Origin of the sequence: Nonomuraea sp. NPDC049750, from assembly GCF_040659625.1 — a bacterium.
Lineage (GTDB): Bacteria > Actinomycetota > Actinomycetes > Streptosporangiales > Streptosporangiaceae > Nonomuraea.
In genome coordinates, this window is the sequence record NZ_JBFANB010000025.1 from 141,887 (window position 1) to 159,082 (window position 17,196).

A 17,196-nucleotide genomic window follows, 5' to 3' on the forward strand; every position below is an offset into this window, starting at 1 on the left:
TTGCGAAACTCAAGCGTATCGAAATTAAGGTGCTTCCATGGATGCGAACACAGGACATCCACGCCGCTGGCCCATCCTCGGCGTGCTGGTGTTCAGCCTGCTGGCGGTCGTGCTCGACAACACGATCCTCAACGTGGCGATGAAGACCATCGCGGACCCCACCGTCGGTCTGGGCGCGACCCAGAGCGAGCTGGAGTGGGCGATCAACTCCTACACGCTGGTGTTCGCCGGATTGCTGTTCACCTTCGGGGTGATCGGTGACCGCACCGGACGCAAGCGGATGCTGTTCATCGGCATGTTGATGTTCGGCCTGGCCTCGCTGGCCAGTGCCTACGCACAAGATCCGATGCAGCTGATCCTGGCTCGGGCGGCGATGGGCATCGGCGGCGCGGCCATCATGCCCGCGACCCTGGCCATCATCTCCAACGTCTTCCCGCCGAGCGAGCGCGGCAAGGCCATTGGCGTCTGGGCCGGTGGCGTCGGCTTGGCGGTGGCGATCGGCCCGATCACCGGCGGGGTGCTGATCGAGCACTTCTGGTGGGGCTCGGTCTTCCTGGTCAACGTGCCAATCGTGATCATCAGCATGATCCTCATCGGCACGATCGTGCCGGAGTCGCGTGACCCCAAGCCGTCGAAGCTCGACCCGATCGGCGTGGTGCTGTCCATCATCGGCCTGGTCGCCATCGTCTACGGCATCATTCGCGGCGGCGAGCTGGCCACCGTGGCCTCCGCCGAGGTGCTCACCCCGACGCTGATCGGTGTGGCGGTGCTGGCGGCGTTCGTCTGGTGGGAGCGGCGTACCGACCACCCCGCCTTCGACGTGCGCAACTTCGGCAACGTCCGGTTCTCCTCCGCCATCGGCATGATGGGCATCGTCTTCTTCGCGATGATGGGCGGGATGTTCTTCCTGACCTTCTACATGCAGATCGTGCTGGGCTTCACCCCGGTGCAGGCGGGCGCGCTGATGATCCCGTTCGCCGCGGCGCAGCTCATCTTCGCGCCGCTCAGCCAGCGGGTTAACCAGCGCTTCGGCGCCAAGCTCTCCTCCGTGGTCAGCATGCTGGTGGTCACCGCGGCGCTCACCAGCTACGCGTTCCTCGACCAGAGCACGCCGATCGTGATCATCGAGATCATCTTCTTCGTGCAGGGTGCCGCGATGGCCAACATCATGCCCCCGGCGACCACCGCCATCATGGAGGCGCTGCCCAGGGAGAAGGCCGGTGTCGGCTCGGCCATGAGCAACACCGTCCGCCAGATCTCCGGCGCGCTCGGCGTGGCCGTGCTCGGCTCGGTGCTGTCCTCCAGCTACCGGGGCGAGATCGCGCCCGCCCTGTCCGGCCTCGGCCTCCCGGCCGACGCCCAGCACGCAGCCGGCGAGTCGATCATGGCGACGGTCGGTGCCGCGCACGCCCTCGGCCAGCACGGGCAGGCCCTCATCCAGCCCGCCTTCAACGCCTTCCTCCACGGGATGCACACCACGGCCCTGGTCTCCGCGGTCATCGCGCTGCTGGGTGTGCTGGTGGTGCTGAAGTGGATGCCGGGCAAGGCGCGCCCGGTCCAGCAGGTGGAAAAGAAAGAACCAGCGGTAGTGTGAGGCCGCGATGACGATCCAGGAATCCACGACGGCCCGTCCGGCGGGCCGTCCGCGCAGCGAAAAGGCCGAGAAGGCGATCATCGAGGCGACCCTCGATCTGATCGCCGAGGGCATGGGCGTGTCGGAGCTGTCCATCGAGGCGATCGCGTCGAGGGCGGGCGTCGGCAAGACGACCATCTACCGGCGCTGGTCCAACAAGGAAGACCTGGTGGTCGACGCGCTCGCCACGCTCAGGGCACCGCTGCCGCCGCTACTCCAAGAGTCGGTGCGCGACGACCTGATCGTCCTGCTGGAAGTGATCCGCAAGGAAGCGGGCGAGGCCCGGGGCCGGTGCGTGATGAACATCGCGATGAGCGAGGCGGATCGCTACCCGCGGCTGATGGAGCGCTTCATGAAGCGCGCCGTCGAGCCGCGCAAGCTGGCCATGCGCGGCACGCTGGAGCGTGGCGTCGCCTCTGGTGAGCTGAGGCCGGACCTCGACGTCGATCTCGCCATGGCCATGCTGTCCGGGACCATGATGCACCACACCAAGTGGGCGCCCGCCGGCGACCTGCCCGCAGACCTGCCCGAGCGGATCGTCGACGCGGTCATAGCGGGGATCGGGCCCCAGGGCTGAGATCAGCTCTCAGGATGGAGATTCGGACGGCCGGGAGATTCTCCCGGCCGTTTTGATCTTGGCTCTAGGCAGAACATGAGTCCTGTTCTAGCCTCGCGGCCATGCCCCCCATGCGCAGGTTCGCCACCGTCGTCGCCCTGAGCTCGTCCCTGCTGCTCATGCTCGCCGCCCCGGCGCTGGCCCACGAAGAGCGCCCGGTCACGCTGCCCGACGGTTCGGGCACCTTACCCGTCTTACGACCCGGCTTACGCGGGGCGGAGCCCGATCTGCTGGTCTGTAAAACAGACGCGGACGACTTCGCCCGAAGAATCGCCACCTTCCCGGAGGTCCTGAAACAACGCAACCTCCACCTCTTCGCGAAATGTCGGGAAAAGGGGGTGAGGGATTTGCAGGAGGCCGTCGACAAGGTCGACCGGCCGGGCATGACCATCGCCGTACTCCCCGGCCTCTACCAGGAAGAGCCCAGCCAGGCCGCCCCCACCGGCGACTGCGCCCACCTCCCGGCCCGCTGGTCCACCTGGGGCTACCAGATCCTCTCCTTCGAACAGCAGCAGCGCTGCCCGCACAACCAGAACCTCGTCGCCATCCTCGGCAAGAAGGACCTCCAGATCGAGGGCACCGGCGCGTCCCCTCTCGACGTGATCGTCGACGCTCAATACCGCAAGCTGAACGCCATCCGCGCCGACCGTACCGACGGCGTCTACTTCAGGAATTTCACCGCCCAGCGCACCACCTTCAACTCCCTGTACATCCTGGAGAACGACGGCTTCGTCATCGACCAGGTGCTCACCCGCTGGAACGACGAGTACGGCTTCCTGACCTTCGCCAGCGACCACGGCCTCTACACCGACTGCGAGGCGTACGGCAACGGCGACGGCGGCCTTTATCCCGGCAGTGCCTCCAACCTCAACAACGGCCGCGGCCACGAGGTCCCGCGCTACGCCATCGAGATCCGCCGCTGCAAGAGCCACGACAACGCGCTCGGATACTCCGGCACCGCGGGCGACTCCATGTGGGTCCACGACAACGAGTTCTACGACAACATGGTCGGCGCCACGATGGACAGCCTCTGGCCCAGCCACCCCGGCCTGCCGCAGAACCACGCCAAGTTCGAGAACAACAAGATCCACGACAACAACAAGGACTACTACGAGTACACGCGCAACGGCACCTGCGCCAAGCCGCCCGCCCAGCGCGGCTATGAGCAGGGCGTGGTCTGCTCCCAGACGGGCGCCCCGCCGGGCACCGGCGTGCTGGTCGCGGGCGGCAACTACAACGTCTTCAAGAACAACCAGATCTGGGGCCACAACCGCGCGGCCTTCGGGCTCTTCGGCGTCCCCGCGTTCATCAGGGGCGAGAACGACCTCGCCAAGCAGGCCGACACCTCCAACTACAACCGCTACGAGGGCAACGTCTTCGGCGTGAGCCCCACCGGCGAGCGGCGCCCCAACGCTCTGGACGTCTGGTGGGACGGCCAGGGGACCGGCAACTGCTGGCAGGCCGACGTGGGCCGGTCCTCGCCCGCGGTGCTGCCGGTCTGCGCGGCCGAGGCGCCCGCGTTGTCCGGTGGCTCCAGCCGCTGGCTGGCCGAGCCGGTGAAGCTCAGCAAGCTCTACCTGTGCGCCGACTTCAGCGCCGCGCAGGCGCGGCTGCCCGCGGGCTGCGACTGGTTCGGCGCCGCCGGCCTCGGCAAGGTGGAGGCCCAGCTCGCGTTGGGCGGCTCGGCCGTGCTCGCGCTGATCGCGGCCCTGTTCTGGCGGCGGACCGGCCAGGCCGTACGGCGGCGCAAGGGCGACCCGGCGGCCAACGGGGTGCCCCCGGCGATGGCCGCGCGCAGCGAGTACCGGCACCGGCTGGTCGTGGCCGGGAGCCTGTGCGGGTTCCTGGGGCTGGCGTTCGACGTGGTGGCCGCCGCCACGGGCGGGACGCTGGTGGCGGCGCTCGCGCTGCTGCTCATGGCGGGCTGGTGGCTTTGCCTGGGCGCGGCGGTGCGGCGGGGGCGGCCGGTGTTCGGCTGGTTCACGATCGTGCTGGGGCTGCTGGCTGCCCTGGACGCGTTCGACCGGGTGGTTTATCTGATCCCGATGATTCCGCTGGGGCCTGGTTGGGTTCGTGGGCTGCTCACCGGGTTCTGGGTGCTCTGCGCGGTGGTCGTCCTGGCGCCCAGGCGGCGCGGCGGTACGGCGGAGACGGCGTCGGCTGAGGCCGGGGTGCCGGCGTGAGGCGAGCCGTCGTCGCCCTGGCGCCTGCGCTGCTGTTGGCTCTGGCGTGTGTGCTGGTTGCGGGGTGCGGGCCGCTGTCACAGACCCACCACAATCCCGGCAACAGCCACGAGGTCTCCACTGGAGAGCCCAGCGCGCGGTCGAACGCGGCGATCGTCATCGCCGGGGGCAAGGTGAGCCCGCCGTCGGGGTGGCTGGAGATGGCCAAAGGGCAGCCGGTCAGCATCACGGTGACCAGTGACGTCGCGGACGAGGTACATGTGCACGGCTACGACCTCAAGGCCGGGCTGCGACCCGGCGAGCCGGTGACGCTGCGGTTCACGGCGGACCTGACCGGCGTGTTCCAGGTGGAGGCACACCGGAGCAAGCTCGTACTCACCCAGGTGGCCGTTCGATGACGGGCGCGGTCGAGACGGCGGGCGCCCAAGTAGCCGGGCGCGCGGTCGAGACGGTGGGCAGATAGGTGACTGGCGTGCTGGCGCATGGGGTGGGTAGTCGCAGCGATCTGCCGATTCCGCTTTTCTACGCCTATGCCGGGGCATTCGCCGCGCTCGTGGTGTCCTTCCTGGCGCTCGGGCTGCTCTGGGCGGACTCCCGCTTCCGTGGCGATCGGGCGGGGTGGGTGCTCCCGTTGCGGCCGCCTGCCCGGCCGTTGCGGGTGCTCACCCTCCTGGCCGTCGCGTACACGCTGGTCTGGCTCGTGGTCGGCCCCGCGGACGGCAACGCCGGCCCGTACCTGGTGTATGTGCTCTTCTGGGTCGGGCTCGTGCCCGCTTCGCTGCTGTTCGGGCCGGTGTGGCGGGTGCTGAACCCGTTCCGGCTGCTGCCCGACCGGCCGCGCGCGCCACTGCCGCCGCGGCTCGGCTACTGGCCCGCCGCCGTCGGCCTGCTGGCGTACACCTGGATGGAGCTGGTCGCGCCCGAGCCCGCCGCGCCCGCGACGCTGCTGGTCTTCTGCGGCCTGTACGGCACGGCGCAGCTGGCCGGGACCCTGGTGTACGGCCACGTGTGGCTGTCCAGGGGCGACCCGTTCGAGGGGTACTCGACCCTGATCGGCCATCTGTCACCCTTCGGCAGGCGGGCCGACGGCAAGCCGGTGCTGCGGAATCCGTTCGACGGCCTCGACGCCCTCGAACCGGCTCCCGGCCTGGTGGCCACCGTCTGCGTACTGCTCGGCGGCACCGGCTACGACGGCTTCTCCTCGTCGCCCGTCTGGGTGAACGCCCTGCAGTCCGGCTCCCTGGGTAGGGCGGGGCTCGGCACGCTCGGCCTGCTGGCGGCCATCGCCGGGGTGGCGGTGCTGTACGGCGCCTGTCTCGGGCTGGCCGGACTGATCGGCGGGACCAGGGGACTGGCGCCCCGCTTCGCCCATTCGCTGGTGCCGATCGCGATCGGTTACTTGATCGCGCACTATTTCTCGCTGCTGGTCATAGAGGGCCAGCGCGCCATCATCCTGTCACTCGGCCTCGACGCCTCGGTGGACCAGAACGTGGTCAGCCCGGCCACGATCGCCACGGTCCAGGTGCTGGCCATCGTGATCGGGCACGTGGTGGGGGTGGTCGCCGCGCATGACCGCTCCGTCCGCCTGCTGCGGCCCGACAGGGCGGTGGCGGGACAGATCCCGCTGTTCATCCTGATGCTCTGCTACACGATCGGGGGCCTGACCCTGCTCTTCGCCTGAGGGTGCTGCGGTGCTGCTGGTCAAGGCGGGCTTGCCGGGTCAGCTGATGGTGCGGAGGGCGGGCCATATCGTTGTCCACGGGGCGCGGATGCCGGTGCACACTGTGACCGGCTTGCCCTGTTCGCCGTTGTCGATCCCGAGCCGATTGTCGATACGGGCCACGTCCCGGCAGCCGGTGAAGTACTGAGTCCAGTTAGCCGGTCGCCAGTCCCCGACGTGGACGACGACGGTGCGCTCGGCGGGCGGAGGTCCCCAGGTCCAGTAGGAATTGTGGCCGGAGTGGACCGGCGGCAGGCCCTTGCCGAGGAGGATGAGGGGGCTGGCCTCGCTGTAGCTGTTGGCAAGGATCACCGCGTGGGCGCGTTGCGCCGGGGACAGCCCGGCCACGACCTGTTCCACGCTCGCCACGAACTGTGGCCAGCCGATCTGGTTGGCCACGTCGGGCACTGTGGCCGGCAGGGTGGTCTTGGCGTAAGCAGCGACCGGCAGGACCGGCAGGGTCAGTAGCGCGATCAGCCCACCGGAGGCGACGCCCGCCGCGCCGAACCCCGCGATCTTGAGCCGTCGATGGCCCCGGGTGATCCACTTGTCCAGGACGATCCCGCCGGCCGCCATGAACAGCGCGGCGCTGCCGATCGCGTAGTACGCCTTGCCGCCGCTGAGCAGGACCAAGGTCATGGCCACGAGGGCGGCGACCCCGAGCGGTCGCCAAGGCGCGGCCGCCCGCGACCCCAGCACCCAGACCAGGCCCATGACGCAGACCGGGAACAGCAAGGGGCCGGTGAACAGCCACAGGAACGGCAGGGCCTGGGCGCGGTTCGTCGCCGCGTACCCGGCGATCCGCGAGGCCATCGTCAGCTGCGGCCAGCCGTTCACGGCCTGCCATGCCAGGTTCGGTGCCCACATCACGACCGCGATCACAGCCGCGGCCCATGCCCACGGTGAGCGGACGACTTCCCAGCGCCGGCACAGCAGCACCCCGATGACGAGCCCCACGGCGAGGAACAGCAGCGTGTCCTTGTTCTCCAGCCCGATGCCCGCGCTCAGCCCCACCGCCACCCACAGCCGCCGATCCCGGCCGGCGAGCAGTCGCACCAGTAACCACATCACCACCGCCCAGACCAGCAGGTCCGGCTCGGTGGTGGTGTCCAGGTGCCCCGCGCCGAGATACCCCGAGATGCCGGCCGTCACCGCGGCCAGTACCTGCGCCCGGCGCGAGCCACCCAGATCGCGGACGATGAACCCCACGATCATCACGACCGAGGCCATCTCCAGCGCCGGCAGGATCCGCACCGCCGTCGGCGAGGCCCCCAGGATCGCGACCGCCGCCGCCGACAGCAACGGCGTCAGCGGCGGCTGATCCACGTACCCGAACGCCGGATGCCGCCCCGCCACCGCGAAGTACATCTCATCACCATGAAAGCCGTACGCCCCCGACAGGCTGAGCAACCCGGCGACCATCAGCCCGGCCACCAGCCACACCGGCCACGGCACCGCCCACGATCGGGAACCCGTTGGCGATCTCGTCACATCCACGCCGTCAACCATCGGTCGTGATCACCACCGGTCGTATCGGTAGGGCGTTCGCGATCGCCGTGGCGCAGGACCAGCCGGAAGAGGTGGCGGCCGGATCGACCCCGCTCGACGGATCCGGTCGGCGAGGGCCGTTCGCCGCGCGGGCCGAAGATCTCGCGCTCGGCCGCCGTGCGATTGGCGCCTGCGACCGCCGCCATCGACCAATTCGACGTGCGGACATGTCCTTGCCCGTGTTCGCGCTCATGATGAGTCCAGCAGTCAACGAGCCTCAGTGCTGCCTGATATCTGGATGATATCATATTGCTAGCACCTCGTCGCCAATCTTCGCTGCTCCGGCGACGTCCGTGACGTCTGAAGGCGCCGGTGCAGGCGCCGGTTAACTGGCCTTGTGGGAGACGTTGGGCAGCGCGCAGCAGGCGTCATCGCGGGCGTTGATCTGGTGCCGGCCCGGCGCCCGGGATCATCCCGTGTGGGAGGAGGCCGTGGACGCCTGATTTCGGTGGGTGCGCTCGGGCGGGCCGAAGCGATCCAGGTACGGCAGGGCTGTCACTTCACAATGCGCCCAGCCCGCGCATGGCGATCTCGACGGCCCGTCGGCCCGCCTTCAAGTACTCCTCCTCCGAATGGCCGTGCAGTTCCCCGCAGGCGCGCGTCGCCGCCTGGACGGCGCCCAGCAGGGAGCCGAGCGCGGCCGCCGCGCTGATCGGGTCCAGCTCGTCCGGGAAGGCCTTCACGAACGCGCCCGCGATCTTGCTCTGCAGGTCGAACAGCACATGCAGGGCCTTCGCCTGTACGGCCGGGACGGTCATGATCAGGTTGCCGTAGATCTCCATCCGCTCGCGGTCGCCGGTCAGCGGATCGTCGGCGAGATAGCGGGCGATGACCTGGTCGTAGGTCCGCAGCAGCAGCTCCGGGACCCCTTCATCCGGCGCCCGCTCGGCGAGGACCTCCAGCGCCACCTCGTAATAGTGCTCGGCGTCGGAGAACAGCACGTCCTCCTTGCTCGGGAAGTAGTTGAAGAACGTCTTCGTCGCCACATCCGCTTCGGAGGTGATCTGCGCGACGGTGGTCCGCTCGTAGCCCTGCTCACTGAACAGCCGGTACGCGGTGCTGACGAGCAGCTGCTTGGTCTGGCGCTTCTTGCGCTCGCGCCGTGTCTCCTCCACGGGGATGAGCTTACATCACGACTGTTTTTACACTAGTTGTATTTTTACTCTTAGTGGTGTTAAGTGGAGCCGCGTCACCTCCAGACCAGAGAGGAATGAGATGTCCGCACCCGCGTACCCGAGCCCGATCCCGATGACGCGTCGCCCAGGCTGTCCCTTCGACCCGCCCGAAGAGCTCGGGCACCTGCGCGCCGAACACCCCGTTGCCCCGATGGCCTACCCCGACGGCCATATCGGCTGGCTGGTGACCAGGCACGACCTGGTCCGCTCGGTCCTGGCCGACAAGCGATTCAGCCACCGGGCCGAGCTCACCCACAGCCCGTTCCCCGGGGCGACTCTCAGCGCGAAGCCCCGGCCCGCACCGCCCGGCGCCTTCCCCTCCATGGACCCGCCCGAGCACACCCGCTACCGCCAGCTGCTCACCGGCCAGTTCACCGTCCGCCGGATGCGCCAGCTCACGGGACGGATCGAGCAGATCACCGCCGAACACCTGGACGCGATGGAGCGGCACGGCCCGCCGGTGGACCTGGTGGAGGCGTTCGCGCTGCCGCTCCCGGCCCTGATGATCTGCGAACTGCTGGGCGTGCCGACCGCCGACCGGGCCGATTTCCAGCACCACATGGCCGTGCTCGGGGGCATGGGCATCTCTCCGGAGGACAAGGTCGCCGCCTTCGCCGCGGTGCAGGGGTTCATGCGCGACCTGGCGGCGGCCAAGCGCGCCCAGCCCACCGACGACCTGTTCAGCGGCCTGGCCAACGACAGCGACCTGACCGACGACGAGCTGTCCGTCATCGGCGGCATCCTCATGGGCGCCGGGTTCGACACCACCGCGAACATGCTCGCCCTGAGCGCCTTCGCCCTGATGAGCCACCCCGACCAGCTCGCGCTCCTGCGCGCCGACGCCGGCAAGGCCGTCGAGGAACTGCTGCGTCGCCTGAGCATCGTCCCCGGCCTGCACCGGGCCGCATTGGAGGACGTCGAGCTCGGCGGGCAGCTGATCAAGGCCGGTCAGACCGTCACCGTGTCGATCCCGGCGGCCAACCACGACCCGCACCAGTTCGCCGACCCCGACGTACTCGACCTGGGCAGCCCGGCCACCGGGCACGTGGCCTTCGGCCATGGCGTCCACCAGTGCCTGGGCCAGCAGTTGGCCCGCGTCGAGCTGCAGGTCGGCCTGCCCGCGCTGTTCGAGCGGTTCCCGACGCTGCGCCTGGACGTGCCGGCCGAGGAGGTGCCGCTGCGCACCGACATGATGATCTACGGCGTGCACCGGCTCCCGGTCACCTGGGACGTGGTGTGATGCGCATCGATGTGGACCCGGAACGCTGCTGCGCCGCGGGCATGTGCGTGCTCAGCGCCCCTGAAGTGTTCGACCAGCACCCCGACGACGGCGTAGTGGTCCTGCTCGACCCCGCGCCGCCGCCCGAACTCCACGCGGCCGTCCGCGAGGCCGCGCTGCTGTGCCCGGCCACGGCCATCGCTTTGACGGAGGAGCCGTGAGCGGCGTGCTCATCGTCGGCGCCTCGGCCGGGGGGCTCACCGTGGCGGAGGTGTTGCGGGCCAAGGGGTACGCCGGGCAGATCCGGCTGGTCGGTCAGGAGCCGCATTTGCCCTACGACCGGCCACCGCTGTCGAAGGAGGTGCTGGCCGGAGCCTGGCCCGCCGAACGCGTCTTCCTGCGCGACCCCGCCCGGCTCGACGCCCTCGGCGCCGAGTTCATCCTCGGCCGCCGCGCCGAACGGCTCGACACCGCCGCCCGTACGGTGGATCTCGACGACGGGCGGACGCTGTCCTACGACACGCTCGTCATCGCCACCGGCCTGAGCCCGCGCCGGCCGCCGTTCCTGGGGGACCTTGCCGGGGCGCCCACGTCGCCCGCTCAGGACCTTGCCGGGGTGCACACGTTGCCCACTCGGGACCTTGCCGGCGTGCATACGTTGCGCACTCTCGACGACGCCCTGGCCCTGCGCGAACAGTTGCGCGGGGCGCGGCGGGTCGCGGTCATCGGTGCGGGCGTACTCGGCTGCGAGATCGCCGCCACCGCTCGCACCCTGGAGGCTGAGGTCACGCTCGTCGACCCCCTGCCGACCGTGATGGTCCGCCAGCTGGGCGACGAGCTCGGCAGCCTGGTGGGGGCACTCCACGAAAGCCACGGAGTCCGGGTATGCACCGGGGTGGGCGTGTCCGGCCTGACGGGAGCGGCTTCCGGGGATGGCCCGGCCGAGCGAGTCGGTCCGGCCGGGCGGGTCGGTGCGGTCGAGTTGACCAGCGGAGAGAGTGTCCCCGCCGACGTGGTGGTGATCGCCGTCGGGTCCGTTCCGGCCACCGGCTGGCTGGCCGGTAGCGGCCTGGCGCTCACCGACGGCGTCGAGTGCGACTCCCGCTGCCGGGCCGCACCGGGCGTGTACGCCGTCGGCGACGTGGCCCGCTGGCACCACGAACTCCTGGGAACGAGCATCCGCCTGGAGAACCGCACCAACGCCACCCAGCAAGCCATGGCCGTGGCCGCCGACATCATGGGAGACGGCGCGCCGTACAGCCCGATCCCGTACTTCTGGACCGACCAGTACGACGTCAAGCTCCAGATCCACGGCCACATCCCACCCGGCGCCCGCCTGCGCCCACTCGACGGAGAGCCGGGCAGCGGCCGATTCGCCGCTCTGGCCGAGGTGGACGGTGTCCCCACCGCGGCGATCGGCTGGAACCATCCGCGCGGCGTCAGGCTCGCCCGCGGGCACGTCACCGACGCCCTCCGATCCATAACTAGCGGGACCTGAACACCTGGGCGGTGTACCGGCACTCCCGCGCCACACCACCCACTCGCGGCATCGGCAGCCTGCAGGTCCTTCTACGGTGGTTGAACCCCAGGCGACCCCCGAGCTGCCGGGAATCTGTGGAAAGTGTCACGGGCGGGATACGGTCTCGCGCATGAATGATCTTCGGATGTTCCACTGCTTCTCCGGCCACACCATCCACGCGATGGCCGACCTCGCCGTGATCAGCCTCGACGGTGTGTCTGGTGTGGTCGGGTCCGACAGAAGCAGGACCATCTGGACGTGGACCTGATCACCGGCGACCGCAGGGAGCGGCAACTCGACCTCGCCAATGCCGCATCCGAGGACCCGGTCCGCGATTTTTCGTGGAGACCCAGCCGCCCGTACGAACTTGCCTGGACGCGCATGGCGTCTCGCGGTTCATAGCGAGCTAATCGAGTCCGGCTTTTAGCTCGATAACGAGTCGCCAAGCGTTCGTCGAGGGATTTTTGGAGACTTCGCGTCCGGTTGGGTCGATCTTGCGTGCCCGATGGCATGCGTCTTCCAGGCCATGTGAAAAGTCCGAGAACCGAGTCGTACCTTAGCTCCATGAAGGGATGAGGGACTTGAGCTTCTTCTTGGCTTCTTCGGCGGATTGAAACGGTCGTGTGCAGTCGACGTGATGCATGATCAGCCATACTTCGAAACAAGGAGTGGACAGGCAAAGCTCGACGGAGGCTCAGGTGGCTTCTCTGACAAGATCATCAGCTAGCGATTGATCGAGTTTCGTGTCCAGAACGCACCAAACTGCGCTGTATTCATCGGACTTGCGAGTGCGTGCCTCGCGCACTATGGATAGGTGGTCGACCTCTGGCATGTCGACGTCGATCTGTGGCCCGCGACGCGACCGCATGCCGATGAAGTGGTCTCTCTCGGTTTTGCCTTCACAAAGAATCAAGAAAGACGATCGTTCCTGCCGCGTTCCACTCCTCGTGCGGTCGAGGCGAGTTTCCGTATTAATCTTCTTTCTGTTTCTCTCGCCTCTAAGATTCCGAGGAGACATCGTCCGCCTCTCCACGGGTCGCCAGAGCGGCGGCGAACAGGTTGTCGCTGACAATCGGCACGGCGCCGTAGCGACCGGCCAGGTAGCGTCGCTCCCGGTTTTCGTCGAGTCGGGGCTTGAAGTCGGTCAGAGGGAAAAGCTCGGTGACACCATGATCATTCTTCTCCGTGAACCAGATGGCGTCACGGCGTAGCACTTCTTCACCCTGGATCCGGCCGAGGAGGGTCGCATCGTGGCTGCTGAAGATGAGTTGCGCCCCACGGGTGTTGAGCGCCGGATCGCTGAAGAGCTTGATGAGCTGTGCCGTCAAATACGGGTGAAGGCTCGAATCGAGCTCATCGACGACCAATATCGATCCTCGGCTGACCGTCCTGAACACGTCGAATCCCATTTCGTACAGGATCTGTGTGCCCAAGGATTGGTCGCGTAGGCTCAGCGCGAATGTTCCCCCTTCGCCCTTATGCTTGAAGAATATATCCTTGCGGCGCTCTGGCGTGTATCCGTCCGGCCCTTTGAGGCGCATGGATCTTTCTGCAAGCTCTGCATCGGTCTCTTCGACTATCTCGGCGGACTCGATTCCAGTGTCTGCCGCCTGCAGTAGGGCGGTTATCCTGTCCAGCAGGCCAAGGCGATCCAGTGATTCGGCTGTAGAGGGGCGCCCTGGTCGGAAATGGCGAGGGTTTCGGGTCAGAATTTCTGTGAACCAATCGTAGACCGGTCGAATTTCCTCTTGCCTTGATCTCGCCGCGATGGACAGGAACAGTACATTGGTCTCGGTGATCGCGGCTACCTGTCGCATTGATGCGGGTGAGTGGTCTCCGTACGAGTAGTCGTCCAAGCTTCGCTGAAATATCACCCTCTTCTTTTTCAAGGGGTAACTGAACATCCACTCTTCGACCACCTGGGCATCGTCCACGGCAAACCCATAGGTGTATCGCACGCCCTCGATCAGCAGATCGACCACGTAGGTAGAGGGCTCCTCGAGAGCGGCAGGATCCAAGGCGAAGGGGTGGCGCTTTATTCCTGCCCCAGGCTCGGATTCGCGAAGAGAGCCTCGGACGAGGTTACGCATGTAAACAAGGGCGTCTATTACATTGGACTTACCCGAAGCATTTGGTCCAAATAGGCCGATCACGGGCACGGCTTCGGCGGTAAGGGGCGACCGTGAGTCCGTTTCGTAGCTGGGTGTCAGCAGAAGTTGTTGCTCATCGCGAAGGGATCGATGGTTGGCGACGCGAAAACTCAGCAGCATGGGCGGGCTGACCTCCTGGTGCCAAGGGTTACATGCTGTTCTGCGTAGAAAACCGGAGAGAAGCAGCCTCAGTCACTCTACGCGACATGCGAGCTCGCTGTCTTGTTGAGTGGCCGGGTCGAATTCGCGCGGAGCCGGAGTTCTGTGGGGCAGAACAGCGCCGCTCAGGTGTCGAGTCGGTACAGGCGGAAGAAGTCGTTGTCGACCGGCAGCACGGTGCATCGGGCGAAACCGGCCTCACGCGCCCACTCTCCGACGGTCTCCGCGCGCAGTACCGTGCCGGTAGCCGCCGAAGGCTTCTCAGCGAGTTGTGCGGGCAGGCAGTGGGTGACGCTCCAGCCGTACATCATCCGTTCGATCTTGTCGCCGGGTGCGCTGAAGCGGTCGGCCACTCGCTCGTCGACGATGAGCACCGTGCCGCCAGGGGTAAGGGCCAGGTGGACGGCTCGCAGCACCTGGACCGGTTGGGGCAGGTCGTGCAGGGCTTCCAGGATGAGTACGAGGTCGTACGGGCCGGTGTCGGGCAGGCGCTGGGCGTCGGCGTGCACGAAACGCACGCGTCCTTCGAGGTCGACCCCGGTGGCCTGGTGGCGGGCGTCGGCGATCGAGGCCGCGTCCAGGTCGAGGCCGTCCACCCGCGCGCTGGGGAAGGCGCGGGCCATCGCCAGGGTCGACCACCCCTGCCCGCAGCCGACGTCGGCGATGTGCGGGTGCGGCGCCGCCTCCAGGCGGGCCACGACGTCCGGCATCGCGGCCAGCCAGCCCGTGGGCAGTTCGTGGGTGAAGGCGGGGCGGTTGATGTGGCCCTGGCCGTGGCGGAAGGCGTGGCCGTAGTCCTGGTAGGGAACGCCGTCACCGGTGCGGTAGGCATGTGCCACCTCGGTCAGGACGCCGCCGATCCCGGCGAGCATGTGGGCCAACGGCGCCACGTGCGCGGGGTCGTCGACGTGCGTCAGCACGCGGGCGTACGCGGGGTCCAGGCGATAGCGCCGCTCCCTGTCGGCGGCCTTGGGGAGGTCCGGTTCAATCTGCAGAAAGCCGGCCACGGCCTGCTGGTCCAGCCATTCGCGGGCGTAACGCGCCGCGATCCCGGCCTGCTCGCCGAGCTGCTCGGCGGTCAGGGGACCTCGTTGTTCCAGTACGCGGTAGAGGCCGAGTTCGGCGCCGAGGTAGACCGAGAAGAGTTCGAGGGCGCCGATGGTGCTGTCCAACAGGCGCTCGACGAGCTGATCGGTACGGGCTTCCGGGCTGGTGTCGATGTTCAAGGCGTCCATGGCCGCCTCTTTCTCCTCGACGACGTCATGGCAGAAGAGCAGAAGAGTCGCCTGCCCGGAGACCCGCCGGTATGCGTGAGCTGGGTTATTGCATCAGCGTGCAAAGGCTTGCACCAGAAGATCGCGTCCCACAGTATCAATGGGTCAGGCCGTCATCTGCGAGAGGAATCCGGGCATGCGCATGCGCAAAATCGTTACTCTCATTGCCGCGATAACCCTTGGCAGCGGCGTTGCTTCGTCCCCTGCGTCGGCAGCTACGGCCGTCACCCGGCAAGCAACTACATCATCAACCGCTCACGCCGCCACGACGTCGAGACTCATCGATGAAGTGTACCTCGAAGCCGACGGCGCCCCCAGCGGACATTGGCGTCTAGGAACGGCGAACGGCAGGACGACGAACAACACGGTTCTGGCTCTCGGGCAAGCAAGGGCCAACAACGCCTCCCAGCGGTGGATCATGAGCAAGACCATCGAAACTGACTACGGAGATGGCCTGGTTTTTTCGCTGGCCACCAATCCCGACCTGTGTCTTACCCGACTCAGTACCAGCAAAGGTCAGCTTCTGAACGCCTACGAGTGCTCGGGGGCGAACATGCCATACTCCAATCTATGGAGGTTGGACTTTAATTACGGCACCAACAACTATGAACTCGTCCCCGTCGGACCCGACGGGGGCACACTATGTGTCGACATCAAGGGCGGAAAATTCGCGGACGAGACCAGAATTCAGTTGTGGACCTGCAACAACACCAAAGCCCAGATATGGAAGGCGTATTCGGTGTACTGACATGAAGGGCCGCCCGGGAGCCGAGCCGTGGCCGGTGGCGCCCAGCTCTATGGCTGCCGCTCAGATCTGTCAGACGGATCGCCCAGACCTGAAAGACATATGAGCGGGACCGCTCACGGTCATCAGCGGTCCCGCTCCAGGGCCCCGTCAGCCGCAGCGCACACCTCCCACGCAGCGGTCTGCGTTCTTGACAGCTGCCAAAAGGTGAATGCGCTTGCCGGCACCTTACACAGGGCCTGCCCGCGACTCAGCCCCTGTAGCTGCGGCTGAGTGCGGGAACCTGCTGGATTAGCTGCGACTGGTTCCCGACTCGCGTGGACGGCGCGGCATCCGCCACGCGCTGGCCTCGATCCTGACAATTGCCGCAGCGGCGGTATTGGCGGGAGCGCGGTCTTTCACCGCGATCGGCGAATGGATCGCCGATGCCCCTGGCCAGGTACAGACCGCGTTGGAGGTTCGGCACGATCGCGTGAGCGGCATTGCCCAACGCCGCATGAGGCCACGATTCGCCGCGTGCTGGAAATCGTCGACGCCGACACCTTCGACGCCATCCTCGCTGCGTGGCTCGCCGCTCGCCGGCATGCCCAGCTTCAGCCCAAACCCACCTCATCGGGTGAGAGGCCGATGCGCCGGGCGGTCGCGGTGGATGGCAAGGCGCTGCGCGGCGCCCGCCGTAACGAGCACCACACAGTGCACCTGCCGGCCGCGTTCGACCACAGCTCCGGCCTAGTGCTGGCACAGACCGACGTGAACGGCAAAACCAACGAGATCGCCCGATTCCAGCCCTTGCTGGCAGGCCTTGACCTGGACGGGTACGTTCTCACCGCCGACGCGCTGCACACCCAGCGCGAACACGTCACCTTCCTGGTGGCCGAGAATAACGCCCACTACATCCTGATCGTCAAGAAGAACCAGCCCAGCCTGCAACCCAGGTGGAGGGCACAGCAGTCATGGCGATCAAGGTGCCACTCGCCCGGCGGGCGCGGCAAGCGGTTCGAGCACGTACGGCTGTCGTGGTGCCGCCGGCGTTGGGGTCAGAAGTCGAATTCGCCGTTCTTGGCGCCATCCATAAATGCCGCCCAGACTGAGCCGCTTACGACGTACGGCGCCAAATCGGGTCGTTCGGTGTCTCTGAGTGCCACACGGCCGCCGCCTAGCCTGCGGCTTTCACGGCGAATTTGAGCCGACCTGATCGTTCACATAAGAAAAGTGCCCTTGAACTGGGAGGATCGGACTTGTCTAAGGCCCCGTC

At 67.4% G+C, this 17,196-nt stretch carries 17 protein-coding genes and 1 pseudogene; 12 read left to right on the forward strand and 6 right to left on the reverse strand.

Annotation, left to right across the window (positions count from 1 at the left end; all coding sequences use genetic code 11):
- The first annotated feature begins 37 nt into the window (after window positions 1-37).
- The 5 genes from AB0J16_RS43680 to AB0J16_RS43700 all read left to right on the forward strand — a co-directional run bounded on the left by AB0J16_RS43680 (window position 38) and on the right by AB0J16_RS43700 (window position 6,113).
- Window positions 38-1,594, forward strand: a complete 1,557-nt coding sequence (locus AB0J16_RS43680) for an MFS transporter (protein WP_358551190.1) — start codon at window positions 38-40, stop codon at window positions 1,592-1,594.
- A gap of 7 nt (window positions 1,595-1,601) precedes the next feature.
- Entirely contained in the window at window positions 1,602-2,210 is a 609-nt protein-coding gene (locus AB0J16_RS43685; RefSeq protein ID WP_358551192.1) for a TetR/AcrR family transcriptional regulator, read from the forward strand.
- Window positions 2,211-2,311: 101 nt separating this feature from the next.
- Window positions 2,312-4,432, forward strand: a complete 2,121-nt coding sequence (locus AB0J16_RS43690; protein ID WP_358551194.1) for a right-handed parallel beta-helix repeat-containing protein — start codon at window positions 2,312-2,314, stop codon at window positions 4,430-4,432.
- Window positions 4,429-4,830 (forward strand): hypothetical protein, encoded by a 402-nt coding sequence (locus AB0J16_RS43695; RefSeq protein WP_358551196.1) that lies wholly within the window; start codon window positions 4,429-4,431, stop codon window positions 4,828-4,830. The genes AB0J16_RS43690 and AB0J16_RS43695 overlap by 4 nt, the downstream gene beginning before the upstream one ends.
- A gap of 65 nt (window positions 4,831-4,895) precedes the next feature.
- Window positions 4,896-6,113 carry a hypothetical protein gene (locus AB0J16_RS43700; protein ID WP_358551198.1) on the forward strand — a complete coding sequence of 406 codons (1,218 nt, stop codon included), beginning with the start codon at window positions 4,896-4,898 and terminating at the stop codon, window positions 6,111-6,113.
- 39 nt (window positions 6,114-6,152) lie between these two features.
- Here the strand turns inward: AB0J16_RS43700 and AB0J16_RS43705 are convergent, their stop codons facing one another.
- From AB0J16_RS43705 to AB0J16_RS43715, 3 genes are all read right to left on the reverse strand, one after another.
- Window positions 6,153-7,649: a glycosyltransferase family 39 protein gene (locus AB0J16_RS43705; protein ID WP_358551200.1), complete on the reverse strand. Its 1,497-nt coding sequence runs from the start codon at window positions 7,647-7,649 to the stop codon at window positions 6,153-6,155.
- Entirely contained in the window at window positions 7,640-7,846 is a 207-nt protein-coding gene (locus tag AB0J16_RS43710) for a hypothetical protein (protein ID WP_358551202.1), read from the reverse strand. Before AB0J16_RS43710 ends, AB0J16_RS43705 begins: the two co-directional genes overlap by 10 nt.
- 354 nt (window positions 7,847-8,200) lie before the next feature.
- Window positions 8,201-8,815 (reverse strand): TetR family transcriptional regulator, encoded by a 615-nt coding sequence (locus AB0J16_RS43715; protein ID WP_358551204.1) that lies wholly within the window; start codon window positions 8,813-8,815, stop codon window positions 8,201-8,203.
- 100 nt (window positions 8,816-8,915) lie between these two features.
- Between AB0J16_RS43715 and AB0J16_RS43720 the strand changes: the two genes are divergently transcribed.
- From AB0J16_RS43720 to AB0J16_RS43735, 4 genes are all read left to right on the forward strand, one after another.
- Window positions 8,916-10,115, forward strand: a complete 1,200-nt coding sequence (locus AB0J16_RS43720; protein WP_358551206.1) for a cytochrome P450 — start codon at window positions 8,916-8,918, stop codon at window positions 10,113-10,115.
- Window positions 10,115-10,315: a ferredoxin gene (locus tag AB0J16_RS43725; protein ID WP_357944715.1), complete on the forward strand. Its 201-nt coding sequence runs from the start codon at window positions 10,115-10,117 to the stop codon at window positions 10,313-10,315. Before AB0J16_RS43720 ends, AB0J16_RS43725 begins: the two co-directional genes overlap by 1 nt.
- Window positions 10,312-11,592, forward strand: a complete 1,281-nt coding sequence (locus tag AB0J16_RS43730; protein ID WP_358551208.1) for an FAD/NAD(P)-binding oxidoreductase — start codon at window positions 10,312-10,314, stop codon at window positions 11,590-11,592. Before AB0J16_RS43725 ends, AB0J16_RS43730 begins: the two co-directional genes overlap by 4 nt.
- A 151-nt stretch (window positions 11,593-11,743) precedes the next feature.
- Window positions 11,744-11,881, forward strand: a complete 138-nt coding sequence (locus tag AB0J16_RS43735) for a hypothetical protein (RefSeq protein ID WP_358551210.1) — start codon at window positions 11,744-11,746, stop codon at window positions 11,879-11,881.
- Window positions 11,882-12,169: 288 nt separating this feature from the next.
- Here AB0J16_RS43735 and AB0J16_RS43740 read toward each other — a convergent pair whose 3' ends face one another.
- The 3 genes from AB0J16_RS43740 to AB0J16_RS43750 form a co-directional block, all read right to left on the reverse strand.
- A complete protein-coding gene (locus AB0J16_RS43740) occupies window positions 12,170-12,289 on the reverse strand; it encodes a hypothetical protein (RefSeq protein ID WP_358551226.1) in 120 nt (39 codons plus the stop codon).
- Between the two features lie 322 nt (window positions 12,290-12,611).
- A complete protein-coding gene (locus tag AB0J16_RS43745; protein ID WP_358551212.1) occupies window positions 12,612-13,883 on the reverse strand; it encodes an ATP-binding protein in 1,272 nt (423 codons plus the stop codon).
- Between the two features lie 164 nt (window positions 13,884-14,047).
- The gene (locus AB0J16_RS43750; protein WP_358551214.1) at window positions 14,048-15,157 is read right to left on the reverse strand and encodes a class I SAM-dependent methyltransferase; all 1,110 of its coding nucleotides are present in this window, start codon (window positions 15,155-15,157) and stop codon (window positions 14,048-14,050) included.
- A gap of 175 nt (window positions 15,158-15,332) precedes the next feature.
- Here AB0J16_RS43750 and AB0J16_RS43755 point away from each other — a divergent pair, with 175 nt between their 5' ends.
- The 3 genes and pseudogenes from AB0J16_RS43755 to AB0J16_RS43765 all read left to right on the forward strand — a co-directional run bounded on the left by AB0J16_RS43755 (window position 15,333) and on the right by AB0J16_RS43765 (window position 17,126).
- Window positions 15,333-15,944 carry an RICIN domain-containing protein gene (locus tag AB0J16_RS43755; protein WP_358551216.1) on the forward strand — a complete coding sequence of 204 codons (612 nt, stop codon included), beginning with the start codon at window positions 15,333-15,335 and terminating at the stop codon, window positions 15,942-15,944.
- A 298-nt stretch (window positions 15,945-16,242) separates the two neighbouring features.
- Window positions 16,243-16,395 (forward strand): annotated as a pseudogene (locus tag AB0J16_RS43760) (transposase family protein); the annotation flags it as partial.
- Entirely contained in the window at window positions 16,356-17,126 is a 771-nt protein-coding gene (locus AB0J16_RS43765; RefSeq protein ID WP_358551218.1) for an ISAs1 family transposase, read from the forward strand. The pseudogene AB0J16_RS43760 and the gene AB0J16_RS43765, both read left to right, overlap by 40 nt.
- Window positions 17,127-17,196 lie beyond the last annotated feature (70 nt).